12 protein-coding genes are annotated in these 12,749 nt (G+C 60.4%); 11 read left to right on the forward strand and 1 reads right to left on the reverse strand.

Annotated features, from left to right (window positions below; translation table 11 throughout):
- The 8 genes from atpF (at nucleotide 1) to ACESWY_RS08125 (ending at nucleotide 8,051) form a co-directional block, all read left to right on the forward strand.
- Nucleotides 1–603 (forward strand): F0F1 ATP synthase subunit B, encoded by a 603-nt coding sequence (atpF, locus tag ACESWY_RS08090; protein ID WP_055286332.1) that lies wholly within the window; start codon nucleotides 1–3, stop codon nucleotides 601–603.
- Nucleotides 593–1,069 carry a F0F1 ATP synthase subunit delta gene (locus ACESWY_RS08095; RefSeq protein ID WP_373093910.1) on the forward strand — a complete coding sequence of 159 codons (477 nt, stop codon included), beginning with the start codon at nucleotides 593–595 and terminating at the stop codon, nucleotides 1,067–1,069. The genes atpF and ACESWY_RS08095 overlap by 11 nt, the downstream gene beginning before the upstream one ends.
- Nucleotides 1,069–2,667, forward strand: a complete 1,599-nt coding sequence (atpA, locus tag ACESWY_RS08100) for a F0F1 ATP synthase subunit alpha (protein ID WP_035138794.1) — start codon at nucleotides 1,069–1,071, stop codon at nucleotides 2,665–2,667. The genes ACESWY_RS08095 and atpA overlap by 1 nt, the downstream gene beginning before the upstream one ends.
- Before the next feature lie 5 nt (nucleotides 2,668–2,672).
- Nucleotides 2,673–3,581 (forward strand): ATP synthase F1 subunit gamma, encoded by a 909-nt coding sequence (gene atpG / locus ACESWY_RS08105; protein WP_055310126.1) that lies wholly within the window; start codon nucleotides 2,673–2,675, stop codon nucleotides 3,579–3,581.
- Nucleotides 3,581–5,035: a F0F1 ATP synthase subunit beta gene (gene atpD, locus ACESWY_RS08110; RefSeq protein WP_006235717.1), complete on the forward strand. Its 1,455-nt coding sequence runs from the start codon at nucleotides 3,581–3,583 to the stop codon at nucleotides 5,033–5,035. Before atpG ends, atpD begins: the two co-directional genes overlap by 1 nt.
- A gap of 3 nt (nucleotides 5,036–5,038) precedes the next feature.
- Entirely contained in the window at nucleotides 5,039–5,431 is a 393-nt protein-coding gene (gene atpC, locus ACESWY_RS08115) for an ATP synthase F1 subunit epsilon (RefSeq protein ID WP_006235718.1), read from the forward strand.
- 88 nt (nucleotides 5,432–5,519) lie between these two features.
- The gene (gene murA, locus ACESWY_RS08120) at nucleotides 5,520–6,803 is read left to right on the forward strand and encodes a UDP-N-acetylglucosamine 1-carboxyvinyltransferase (protein WP_148331846.1); all 1,284 of its coding nucleotides are present in this window, start codon (nucleotides 5,520–5,522) and stop codon (nucleotides 6,801–6,803) included.
- 12 nt (nucleotides 6,804–6,815) lie between these two features.
- Nucleotides 6,816–8,051: an LCP family protein gene (locus tag ACESWY_RS08125; protein WP_006235722.1), complete on the forward strand. Its 1,236-nt coding sequence runs from the start codon at nucleotides 6,816–6,818 to the stop codon at nucleotides 8,049–8,051.
- A gap of 253 nt (nucleotides 8,052–8,304) precedes the next feature.
- On the opposite strand, the gene pepT is transcribed toward ACESWY_RS08125, so the two are convergent.
- Entirely contained in the window at nucleotides 8,305–9,552 is a 1,248-nt protein-coding gene (gene pepT / locus ACESWY_RS08130; protein WP_346963774.1) for a peptidase T, read from the reverse strand.
- Nucleotides 9,553–9,672: 120 nt separating this feature from the next.
- Here pepT and ACESWY_RS08135 point away from each other — a divergent pair, with 120 nt between their 5' ends.
- The 3 genes from ACESWY_RS08135 (at nucleotide 9,673) to ACESWY_RS08145 (ending at nucleotide 12,559) form a co-directional block, all read left to right on the forward strand.
- Nucleotides 9,673–10,095 carry a metal-dependent transcriptional regulator gene (locus ACESWY_RS08135; protein WP_346963773.1) on the forward strand — a complete coding sequence of 141 codons (423 nt, stop codon included), beginning with the start codon at nucleotides 9,673–9,675 and terminating at the stop codon, nucleotides 10,093–10,095.
- A gap of 10 nt (nucleotides 10,096–10,105) precedes the next feature.
- Nucleotides 10,106–10,999, forward strand: a complete 894-nt coding sequence (locus ACESWY_RS08140) for a homocysteine S-methyltransferase family protein (RefSeq protein ID WP_373093914.1) — start codon at nucleotides 10,106–10,108, stop codon at nucleotides 10,997–10,999.
- Nucleotides 11,000–11,158: 159 nt separating this feature from the next.
- Nucleotides 11,159–12,559: a phosphoglucomutase/phosphomannomutase family protein gene (locus tag ACESWY_RS08145; RefSeq protein WP_373093916.1), complete on the forward strand. Its 1,401-nt coding sequence runs from the start codon at nucleotides 11,159–11,161 to the stop codon at nucleotides 12,557–12,559.
- Nucleotides 12,560–12,749 lie beyond the last annotated feature (190 nt).

Here is a 12,749-nt window from a genome sequence, read left to right on the forward strand (position 1 = left end):
ATGAATCTTTCATCCCAGAAGAGCGCGATCGCACTCTCCGCGTCCGCGGCCGCGCTGCTCATGCCGGTTTCCGCGTTCGCCGAGGACGGCGCTGCCGGTGCGGACATCCTCATCCCTAAGATGGCGGAGTTCATCCCGGCGCTTATCGCCTTCCTGATTATCTGGATCGTGCTGGCCAAGGTCGCCCTGCCGGGCATCATGAAAACCATGGAGGAGCGCGGCAAGAAGATCGAGGAGAGCCTCGACGAGGCCGAGAAGACCAAGCAGGAGGCCATCGCCAAGCGCGCTGAGTCCGACTCGATCGTCACCGACGCCCGTCGTCAGGCTGCCGACATCGTTCTCGAGGCCCGTAAGGACGCCGAGTCCGAGCGCGCCCGTATCATCGAGGCTGCTCACAAGGAGGCCGAGGAGATCATCGCCAAGGCCCATACGACCGTCGAGGACGAGCGCAAGTCCATCTACGCCGGTGCCGCGAGCTCCATCGCCGACCTGTCCGTTGCCGTCGCCACCAAGATCGTGGGCGAGGCACTCGAGGACGAGTCCGAGCAGAAGAAGCTCATCGAGCGCTACATCCAGGAAGCAGGTAGCCTGAATGCCGACTAGCCGCTATCAGGACAAGGTACTCGAGACCTACGCGCGCTCCCTTTTGGAAGCCGCCAAGGCCGAGAACTATGTGTTCGAGGACCTCGAGATGATCGAGCGCCTGGCTAGCGCCAGCCCCGAGATCATCGCCGTGCTCGACACCATGTCCAAGCGCGACCAGCTCGACCTTCTTCCCAAGGTGGCAGCTGCCTTTAAGTATGTTGCCGAGGAAGACGAGGATGTAGTGGGCGTGACCGTCACCACGGCGATCCCGCTCGACGACGAGCTGCGTCAAACCATCACTAAGAAATGCGAGCAGGACTTCGGCCGCAAGGTATTCCTTATCGAGCAGGTCGACCCGTCTATCGTGGGCGGCCTGGTGCTCGAGGCCCGCGGCGAGCGTCGTGACATTTCCGTCAAGACGCAGCTGCGCGTCGCGCAGGAGACCCTCGCAAACTCTGCTAATTCGTACGGAGGTGAAGCCTAATGTCCGAAACCCTCAATGCCCAGGATATCGCCAAGAAACTGCAGGAGCAGCTCACGAGCCTCTCCGCGACGGTCGATACGCATGAGGTTTCAACGGTCGACGAGGTAGGCGACGGCATCGCGCGTGTCTCCGGCCTCAAGAGCGCCATGGCAGGCGAGCTTCTGGAGTTCAAGAGCTCCGATACCGGTGAGACCGTCTTCGGCCTTGCCCAGAACCTTGACCGTGACGAGGTCGGCGCCGTTCTGTTCGGTGCCGTCGACTCCATCAAGGAAGGCGACGAGTGCCGCACCACTGGCCGCATTATGGATATCCCCGTGAGCCGTGCCATGCTCGGCCGCGTCGTCAATCCGCTCGGCCAGCCCATCGACGGTCTGGGCGACATCGTCGCCACGCATCGTCGCCCCATCGAGTTCAAGGCCCCCGGTGTCATCGACCGTACCCCGGTGTGCGAGCCGGTTCAGACCGGCCTGTTGGCCATCGACTCCATGGTGCCTATCGGCCGTGGTCAGCGTGAGCTCATCATCGGCGACCGTAAGACCGGTAAGACCGCCATCGCCATCGACGCTATCCTCAATCAGCGCGGCAAGGGCATGGTCTGCATCTATGTCGCCATCGGCCAGAAGGCCTCCACGGTTGCCAACATCCGCGAGACCCTCGCTCAGCACGGTGCGCTCGACTACACCATCATCGTTTCGGCCACCGCTGCCGATTCCGCCCCTATGCAGTACATCGCGCCTATGGCCGGTGCCGCTATCGGCGAGTTCTTTATGTACAACGGCGAGGACGGCAAGCCTGCCAGCGAGACCAACCCCGGCGGTCACGTGCTCGTCATCTACGACGACCTGTCCAAGCAGGCCGTGGCCTACCGTCAGATGTCGCTGACGCTGCATCGTCCGCCCGGACGCGAGGCCTATCCTGGCGACATCTTCTACCTGCACTCTCGTCTGCTCGAGCGTGCCGTCAAGATGTCCAAGAAGAACGGTTACGGCTCCATGACGGCTCTGCCGATCATCGAGACCCAGGACGGCGACGTCTCGGCCTACATTCCGACCAACGTTATTTCCATTACCGATGGTCAGATCTACCTGCAGTCCGAGCTCTTCTTCCAGGGTCAGCGCCCGGCAGTCGACGTGGGTATCTCCGTGTCCCGCGTCGGTGGCGATGCACAGACCAAGGCCATGAAGCAGGTCGCCGGCAACCTCCGTCTGGACCTTGCTTCGTACCAGGAGCTCGCCGGCTTTACGCAGTTCGGCTCCGACCTCGACGAGGCCACGCAAAAGCAGCTTACCCACGGCGCTCGCATGACCGAGCTCCTGAAGCAGCCGCGTTATAAACCGTTTGAGGTTGGCGAGCAGATCGTTACGCTGTTTGCTGGCAACGAGGGCTTCCTGGATGACCTGGAGATCGCCGACGTGCTGCCTTTCCGTGCCGAGCTTATCGAGTATATGGACAATGGCTTTGGCTCGCTGCTCGACAAGGTTCGCGCCAAGAAGATCGACGACGACACCAAGGCTGAGCTCTTGCGCGTCATCGGCGACTTCAAGCAGCAGTTCATGGCCAAGCACCATTCGGATGTTTCTGGATCAGAGGAGAACTAAGCCCCATGGCCAACCTTCGCGACATTAAGAAGCGAATCTCCTCGGTTACCACGACCAAGCAGATCACGCGCACGATGGAGATGGTCTCTACGGCCAAGATCCGTCGTGCTCTCGATCGCTCCAAGCAGGCCGAGCCCTATAAGGAGGCGCTGACCGACGTCATGTTGACGGTCGCCGGCGACGCCTCCTGTTCGGGCACCGATCCCATGCTGCAGAAGCATGAGAGCGTCAAGCATGGCCTGATTGTCGTTATTGCCTCGGACCGCGGCCTTGCCGGCGGTTTCAATACGACGGTGGAGCGCACGGCCGAAAAGCTCGCCGCTTCTTGGGCGAACGACGGCATCGAGTGCGAGATCATCGCGTGTGGGCGCAAACCGGCCACGTATTTCCGTGACCGCGAAAACGTCGTCATGCACTTTGAGGGCAACTCCTCTGAGCCCGATTTCAATCAGGCCCGCATGATCTCCTCTCATATCTGCGATGCGTATCGTGCCGGTGAGCTTGACCGTGTCGAGCTTGTCTACCACCACGCCAAGAACCGCGTGGATCAGGAGCTTCGCGTCGAGCATCTGTTGCCGCTCGACCCCGAGATGATCGCTATGGCCCACGGTCCGCGTAAGAACGAGACCGACGCCCCTAAGCGCATCTCGTCCACGTTCGAGTTCGTGCCCTCTCCCGAGCATGTTCTCGGCAAGCTTGTGCCGTCTTATATCCTGACGGTCATCTACCAGGCCCTGATCGATTCGGCGGCTGCCGAGCAGGGTGCACGCCGCAAGGCCATGCACTCCGCGACGGAAAACGCCACCGCGATCATCTCGACCCTTACCCGCACGTATAGTCGCGTGCGCCAGGCTTCGATCACGACCGAGATTAACGAGATCGTCGGCGGAGCCTCAGCATTGGAGGAACAGTAATGGCTAATAACACCGTAAAGCTTGCGGTCGAGGAAGCCACCAAGAAGACGACTGCCGGTGATGGTCGCATCGTGCGAATCATCGGCCCTGTCGTCGACGTCAAGTTTGACGGCGCGGTGCCCCCGATCTACAACGCGCTCACGGTCGAGGCCGAGACCCCGATCGGTCACCTGAGCACGATCCTCGAGGTCGAGAGCCAGCTTCCGGGCGGCGTCGTCCGCACGGTCGCCATGTCCTCGACCGACGGCCTGCAGCGCGGCCTCATCGCCACCGATACCGGTGAGCCCATGAAGATGCCCGTTGGTCCCAAGACGCTCGGCCGCATTTGGAACGTCATGGGCAAGCCCGTCGACGGCAAGCCCATGCCCGAGGTGGAGGAGTTCTACCCCATCCACCATGCAGCGCCCCGTTTCGACGAGCTCACCACCAAGACCGAGATCTTCGAGACCGGCATCAAGGCTGTCGACCTGCTCGAGCCCTACATCCGTGGCGGCAAGACGGGCCTGTTCGGCGGCGCCGGCGTCGGCAAGACCGTTCTGATTCAGGAGCTCATCAACAACCTCGCCCAGGAGCACGGCGGCACCTCGGTGTTCACCGGCGTCGGCGAGCGTACCCGCGAGGGCACCGACCTGTTCCTCGAGATGAGCGAGTCTGGCGTTATCGACAAGACCTGCTTGGTCTATGGTCAGATGAACGAGCCGCCCGGAGCGCGTCTGCGCATCGGTCTGGCCGGCCTTACTACCGCTGAGTATTTCCGTGATCGTGGCCAGGACGTTCTGCTGTTCATCGACAACATCTTCCGCTTCTCCCAGGCAGGTTCCGAGGTTTCCGCACTGCTGGGCCGTATGCCGTCCGCCGTTGGTTACCAGCCCACGCTGGCAACCGAGATGGGCGACCTCCAGGAGCGCATTACCTCGACCAAGACGGGCTCCATTACCTCCGTCCAGGCTGTCTACGTCCCCGCAGACGACCTGACCGACCCGGCGCCTGCCACAACGTTTACGCACCTCGACGCCACCACGGTTCTTTCGCGTAGCATTTCGTCGCTCGGCCTGTTCCCGGCTATCGACCCGCTCGCATCTTCCTCCGACGCTCTCGATCCCTCGATCGTCGGCGAGGAGCACTACCGTGTCGCCGTCAAGGTCCAGGAGCTCCTGCAGGAGTACTCCGACCTTCAGGACATCATCGCCATTCTGGGTATGGACGAGCTGTCCGAGGAGCAGCGCCTTACGGTCAACCGTGCCCGTAAGATTCAGCAGTTCCTCTCGCAGTCCTTCCACGTCGCCGAGAAGTTCACCGGCAACCCCGGTGTCTACGTCCGCGTCGAGGATACCGTCCGCTCTTTCGCCGAGATTGTCGACGGCAAGGCCGATGACCTGCCCGAGCAGGCTTTCCGCTATGCTTCCACGATTGAGGACGTGCGCGAGCGCGCCCGCAAGATGGGGGAGAAGTAGGTTATGCGTATCCGCATCGTGTGCCCCGTGAGCTGCGCCTATGAGGGCGACGCTGCGTTTGTGTCGATTCCGTCCACGGATGGCGAGTTTGGCGTTCTGCCTGCTCACTCCAGCGAGATCTGCACGATCGACCGCGGTTACGTTCGCGTTTCCGATAAGGCCATGGGCACTGTCGACCACACGTTTGCCGTGGCCGGCGGCTATGCCCAGGTTGCGGACGATGTCGTGACCGTTCTCGCCGAGCGCGCTTGCGATTTGGCGACCGTCGATGCCGACAAGCTTAAAGCTGATATTCAAGGTTTTGAAGAGAAGCTGGGTAATTTGTCGGAGGATGATGCACGCCGCGCCTACCTCTATAATGAAATCGCATGGTGTAAGCTCAAGCTTGCCCAATAGTCAAACGATTTAGCGTTCGACCATTTGCGAACACATCATGCCCGGGATGGCCCAGCCATCCCGGGCATGCTTTTTGAAAGGGTAGACCTTGGATATTATCCGCGTTGAGGGTGGCCACGCCATCGGAGGCTCCGTGCCCGTCTCGGGTGCCAAGAACTCCGCACTCAAACTCATGGCGGCAACGCTTCTGGCGCCGGGCAAGACGACGCTGCAGAACGTGCCCGATATTTCCGATGTCCACGTGATGGGCAAGGTGCTCAAGGGCATGGGCGCTACGATCGATGTTCTCGACGAGCACACGCTCGAGATTGATACCTCTCAGGTCGATTCTTGGGAGGCCCCCTACGAGCTCGTTGCCAAGATGCGTGCTTCCACAGCCGTGATGGGACCCCTGCTGGGTCGCTTCCATCGCGCCAAGATCGCCATGCCGGGCGGCTGCAACCTGGGTGCTCGCAAGATCGATATGCACATTCTTGGTCTCGAGGCCCTGGGCGTTGAGTTCGATACCGCCCACGGTTACATCAACGCTAATGCGCCCCAAGGTCTGCGCGGTACCACCGTCACGCTCGAGTTCGCCAGTGTCGGTGCGACCGAGAACCTCATCATGGCATCCGTGCGCGCGAAGGGTACCACGGTTATCGACAATGCCGCCCGCGAGCCCGAGATCGTCGATCTCGCCAACATGCTCAACGAGATGGGCGCCAAGATTGTCGGCGCCGGTACGCCTGTCGTGACCATCGAGGGCGTGGAAGAGCTGCATCCCGTTACCCATCGCGTAGTGGGCGACCGCATCGAGGCCGGCACCTTTATCGTCGCCGGTGCGTTGATGGCCGACGATCGCGGTGTCGACGTCACGGGTTTTTGCCCCATTCACTTGGGCATGGTGCTCAAGAAGATGGAGCTCATGGGTATCGACTGCGAGCGCGTCGAGGATGGCGTCCATGTAAACCGTGCCGAGCGTATCAAGCCGGTCGACATCCAGACGCTTCCGTTCCCCGGCTTCCCGACGGACATGCAGGCGCAGATTATGGTGCTCTCCGCCCTTGCCGATGGTAGCTCCGTTATCACCGAGAACATCTTCGAGAATCGCTTTATGTTTGCCTCTGAGCTGGTGCGCATGGGTGCCGACATTCGTATCGAGAGCCATCATGCCATGATTCATGGCGTCAAGGGCTTCTCGGGTGCACAGGTTACCTCGCCCGATCTGCGTGGCGGAGCGGCCCTCGTCGTAGCGGGCTTGATCGCCGACGGGACGACCGAGGTTTCGGCCATCCATCACATCAAGCGCGGCTACGAGCGGTTTGTCGAAAAGCTGCAGGCGCTCGGCGCGCATGTCGAGCATGCTACCGTCCCCGATCCCGTCATCTACTAATACAGGTTGCCTATGTTTAATAAAAAACCCCTCGCGGATACCACCGCCCGAAGACCCTCAACTGGTGCGCAGGCCAAGATCTACAGTCGCGATAACGTGGCTCGCTATTCCGAGCGCGCTCGCCAACGTCGTCGTAGCCACACGATTCGTCACGTCGCGCTCATTGTCGTGCTTGGCGTGCTGCTGAGTGCCACTACCGCTGCCGGCCTGTGGTTTGCCACCATTATGGGCAAGCTCGGCGATTCTAATGTCATTACCGACAATCTGCGTCGGGTTCTGGTTGACACCGATGAGGCAAAGGATCCGTTCTACGTGCTGCTTCTTGGCACCGACGGCCGTCCGGGCGAGGATACGTATCGTGCCGACTCGATTATCCTGGCACGCATCGACCCCACGCAAAAGCAGGCGACGCTCATTTCCGTTCCGCGCGACACCAAGGTCGAGTACAAGGGCGAGACCATGAAGATCAACGCCTGCCATACCGTTGGCGGCGCCGAGGCCATGGTCGAGGCGGTCAACGAGCTGTGCGGTGTTCAGATTTCCCACTATGCCGAGGTCAGCTTCGACGGTATGCAGGCACTGATTGATTCGGTTGGCGGTATCGACATTAACGCAACCGATGATGTTGACGACCCCGAGCACCTGGATATTAAGATTACCGCTGGCCAGCAGCATATGGACGGTGCCACCGCCCTTACCTATGCCCGCTGCCGCTACACCTATGCCGACGGCGATTACACGCGCATGCGCCACCAGCGTCAGGTGCTTGGCGCCCTTGCCAACCAGATTCTCAATAACTTCGATGCCACGAAGATTTTTGGCCTGGTTAATTCGCTGTCCGATATGCTCGTAACCGATATGAGCGTTCAGGATATCGTGGCTACGGTCAACGCCATGCGCGGTATGGATGTCGACGGTATCTACTCGGCCAACCTGCCCTCGTACGCCGACGACAGCACCATGATCGACGGTGTGAGCTACGTCTTTGTCTACGAGGACGAGCTCAAGGAAATGATGGAGCGCGTCGATGCCGGCAAGGATCCCAAGGGTCCCAACACCATGGGTCTTTCCGACGGTTCCAGCTCTACGATCGGCGACCTGAACAACAACACGTCTGACGACTACGCAAACGGTACCGCAACCTCATCGGTCAGCTCTGACGATTCCGATGACTCAAGCGATTCGAGCGATTCGGACTACTACGAAGAGCCCACCGGCGACGGCAACGGCTACGAGGCCAACTACTAAGTTACGGCGTTTTACCAAACGCCGTAACGGCTTGACGCTGCGCGCCGCCCAAGGCGACAATTTGTCATTCAAAAGGCAGGGCATGACCAGAAGGTCAATGCCCTGCCTTTTTCATGCCAACTTGTTCGCCTTGGACATCGCTCGCTGACGTTGGCTCAACCTGCGGTGCTGACTACTCCCCTTGCACCAAAAACCGCCCCGTTCTCGGTTTTGAGGACGGGGCGGTTTTGCTTACCTAGATTGTTCGAGTTCCCTATGCAAAGCGGGCGACGAGTTCCTGCAGGACGTCGGTCATCTTGACGAGCGAACTGACCGGGACGAACTCGTTGACGCCGTGGTAGCAATAGCCGCCGGTGGAAAGGTTGGGGCAGGGCAGACCGCGGAACGACAGCTGGGCGCCGTCGGTGCCGCCACGAATTGACAGCACTTGGGGCTCAACGCCGCAGGCAAGGTAGGCTTCCTTGGCAACATCAATAAGCTCGGGATAGTCACGAACGATCTCGGCCATATTTCGATACTGCTGCTTAATCTCGACCGTCACGCGCTCCTCACCCAGACGCTGGTTGAGCATCGAGGCGGCGGCATCAATAAGGTCGAGTTTCTGCTGGAACTTGGCGGCGTCATGGTCGCGGACGATATAGCGCGCTGTGGCGTGATCGACGGTCGCAGATACACCCTCAAGGTGATAAAAGCCCTCGTAGCCTTCCGTATACTCCGGGCGCTGCGCGTAGGGGAGCAACGCGTTGAAGTCGCAGAACAGATTGCCTGCGTTGACCATACGGCCCTTGGCGTCGCCCGGGTGGATGGACTGGCCCTCAAAGCGGACGGTCGCCTCGGCGGCGTTAAAGCACTCCCACTCCAGCTCGCCGATGGGGCCGCCGTCGACCGTGTAGGCGTACTTGCAGCCAAAGGTATCGATATCCAACAGCTCGGCTCCGTGGCCGATCTCCTCGTCAGGGCAGAAGCAAATGCCGAGTGCGGGATGGGGCAGAGAAGGGTCCTGAGCGATACGCGCGACAAGCGACATGATCTCGGCGACGCCTGCCTTGTCGTCCGCGCCCAGCAGCGTGGTGCCATCGCTGCAGACCAGGTCCTCACCTGCGAGGTCGTTCAGGGCGGGAAGCTTGGCGGTACTCATGGCAACGGGCTTACCGTCAACCGTGCCGCAGACCAGGTCGCCGCCTTCGTAGTGTACGATGTGCGGTTTCACGCCGGCACCCGGTGCAACTTCGGTGGTGTCGAGATGGGCGATCAGGCCCAGGGCGGGCTTGTCCTCAGCGCCCGCACTTGCGGGGATATGCGCGCAGACATAGGCGTGCTCGGTCACGTGGGCATCTTCCGCACCAAGCTCGCGCAGCTCTTCAGCCAGCACGTTGGCAAGGTCAAACTGAACGGCGCTCGAGGGTACCTGGTCGCAGTTTGCATCCTCGGACTGCGTGTTGATCTGGACGTAGCGCAAAAAGCGCTCGAGGACATCGGGGTTCGTGGTGGTGTTTTCCATAAAGACCGCTCCAATCTTGGTCGTCGTGTGCAACAAGAACTCTAGCACGGTATGCCACGGCATACCGCGACGCTTGGATGGGGTAGAATCAGCCATTGAATGCAGAAGGGACGGAAGATCATGGATACGACAAATAGCTCGCGCGAACTACATCTGACGGTGGCGAACGAAGACTACTTGGAGTGCATGGTTCGCATTGAAAGCGAAGAGGGGGAAACCAACGGCGTTCGATCGGTCGACATCGCGCAGCGCCTTGGCGTCTCCAAGGCATCGGTCAATAAAGCGGTTTCGGCTCTCAAGGCATCCGAGCTTGTCGAGCAATCGCACTACGGCAAGGTGATCCTGACCGATCGCGGCCGCGAGGTTGGCGCGGCTATCTGGTACCGTCATCGCCTCATCCGCACGTTTTTGGTTCAGGAGCTCGGTGTCGAATTTGAGCGAGCCGATTCCGAGGCCTGCATGATGGAGCATGCGCTATCCGAGGACACGATGAGCCGCTGGCTCGCCTATCTCGAAAAGCAGGGAATCAGCGTCGAGGAATAGCGGGATATATATGGATACGAGTTATTACAACCGCTTTGGTGCCGAGGAACTTACGCGCCGCTTGTCGAGCGAGACCTTGTTGGCGCAGGGCCCCATGGGCAGTGTTTTGTTGAGTGAGTACGATGCCGCCGACATTCCACCGGCGTTTTGGAATCTGGCAGAGTCGCAGACCGTTTCTCGTATCCATCGCTTGTATGTCGCCGCCGGCGCGCAGGTGCTCATTACCAATACCTTTCAGGCATCGAGCTATGCCCTCAAGCACGACCAGATTGCGCCGTCCTTGGCGGAGGTCAATCGCGGGGCCGTCGACGATGCCCGCCAGGCGCACCCTCAGCTACTGCTGGGCTCGATGGGCCCGATCGGTATTGAGTGGTTTGCCGAGGACTCTGTCGAGTATCGTGAAATCCGCGGCATTGCGCGCGAACAGGCGCACGCCTTGCTCAATGCTGGTGTTGACGGTCTGCTGATCGAGACGGTGACGTCTATCCGTAATCTGCAGCCCATGCTTGCCGGCGCCCGAGATGCCGCCGACGGCATGCCTGTTCTGGTGAGTTTTGTCGTTGACGATAAAGGCGACCTGCTGGGCGATGGCCTCAACATCGAGGCAGCCGTTTTGTACGCCGAAAAACACGGCGCAAACTCGGTTGGTGTTAATTGCTGTTCGCTTGCGGCCGCGAATGCGGCGGTGCCCAGGATGGTTGCATCGGCGACTACTCCCGTTACGGTGCGTCCCAACGTAGGCGATCCGGTCCAGACTCAGGATGGCCCCGTATGGCACGAGAATCCCGAAGCTTTCGCGCGCGCATGCATCGAATGGAGACATGCCGGCGCCGCAATGGTGGGCAGTTGCTGTGGAACCACGGCAATCACTACGGCAGCGATGGCCGAGGCGCTCGATATATAAAGGGCAAAACCGCTCCATACGGGGCGGTTTTTTTTATTGCTTGCATGTCCTCGGCAGCATTTGCCCAAATGGTGAATGCTGGTGCCGGCAGGTTGCTGAGTGCGTGTTGCGGGTATACCTCACGCGTACCATGATCCAAACACTGTGAGGTGTCTGCGCGTGTGCGCGATAATTCATTTTGGAACTGACGGTTGGCGCGCTCGCGTCGATGAGGACTTCACTGCCGATAACGTTGCCCGTATCGCCGATGCCGTCGGCGAGTTGTGGCAAAAGACCAATCCGGGCAAAACGGTATATATAGGGTTCGACACCCGGCCCCTGGCGAGCGAGTTCGCTGAGCTTGCGGCGGGCGTGCTAGCAGCGCACGGGCTGGACGCCGTGCTCGCTTCGCGACCTGTTCCGACCCCTGCCCTTACGTGGGCGGCGGCTTATGACGGTGGGGCGTGCGGCGCGCTCATGGTGACGGGGTCCCATCATCCGCAGGGTTATCTGTGCCTCAAGATTCGCATGGGTGACGGCTCGACCGCCAACCAGGATGTCATCGAAGAGCTCGAAGAGACCATGGCTCCCGAGCCAATGGGGATCGAGGGGCAATATCGCACCGCGGATATCATTCCTGACTATATGCAGGCGGTGGCATCGTTTGTCGATGCCGAAGCCATCCGCGACGCGCACCTGCGCGTGGTTGTCGATCCCATGGGCGGCGCAGCCCAGGGTTATCTAGCCGACTTGCTGCGCGAGCTTGGCGTTGAGGTGCACGAGATTCACGCCGGGCAGGCGTCTGACCAAGAAGATATCTGCCCCGACCCCGTTGAGCCTTGGGTGGACACTTGCGAGCGCGCGGTTATCGAGGACGGAGCTTGCGCCGGCCTGGTGACCGACGGCGACGCCGATCGTATCGGCGCGGTTGACGAGCGCGGCAGATATATACATCCGCATCAGATCATGGCGCTCGTTTTGGGCGACTTGGTTCAATTTCGTAATTTGGAGGGGCGCGTCGTCGTCAATCTTTCATGCTCGACGCTCGTGCGTCGCATTGCCGAGGCGCTTGGCTGCCGCGTGACCGTCAAACCAGTCGGTTTCAAATATATAGCGGCGGAGATGAAGAAGGGCGGCGTCCTCATAGGCGGCGAAGAAGCCGGTGGTATCGGCATCGCCGCGCATATGCCCGAGCGCGATGGAATCCTCGCCTGTCTGATTCTGTGTGAGCTTATGGCAAAGACGGACGCGCCTTTGGGCGTTCTGGTCGACCAACTCGAGGACAGTTTTGGTAAGACGAGTTACGGTCGACGCGATTTACGCCTTGAGGCCGAAGATGCCGAAACGTTGCGAACCCTGCTGCCGGGCGTAAACCCCAAGTCGATTTGTGGCAAGGTGCCGCAAAACGTTAGTCATATGGATGGCTTGCGTTTGGCATTCGAGGATGACACGTGGCTGCTGGTCCGTCCTAGCGGGACCGAACCAGTGGTGCGCGTCTACGCCGAGGGGTTCTCGGTGGAAGAGCGTGATGAGTTGCTCGATGCTGGCTGTGCTTTAGCTAGGGGGACGTATCCGCTTTAACCATGAGTCTGCCTTATATAGAAGAGATGCTCGGCGAGCGGTAGGTAACGGCTGGCAAACGTTAGTCGGATCACAAAATGTGTAGGAAATGTGTACGCCCAGATTCCCGCCCGCGGGGCCCCTCCGGTCTGGCAATATATCTCCTTGCCGCGCGGCCCGGTCGAACCGGATCAGCCGCAGAGCGTGCACC

The sequence above is a fragment of the Collinsella aerofaciens ATCC 25986 genome (assembly GCF_964237925.1).
In the GTDB taxonomy this organism is placed as follows: Bacteria; Actinomycetota; Coriobacteriia; order Coriobacteriales; family Coriobacteriaceae; genus Collinsella; species Collinsella aerofaciens_BJ.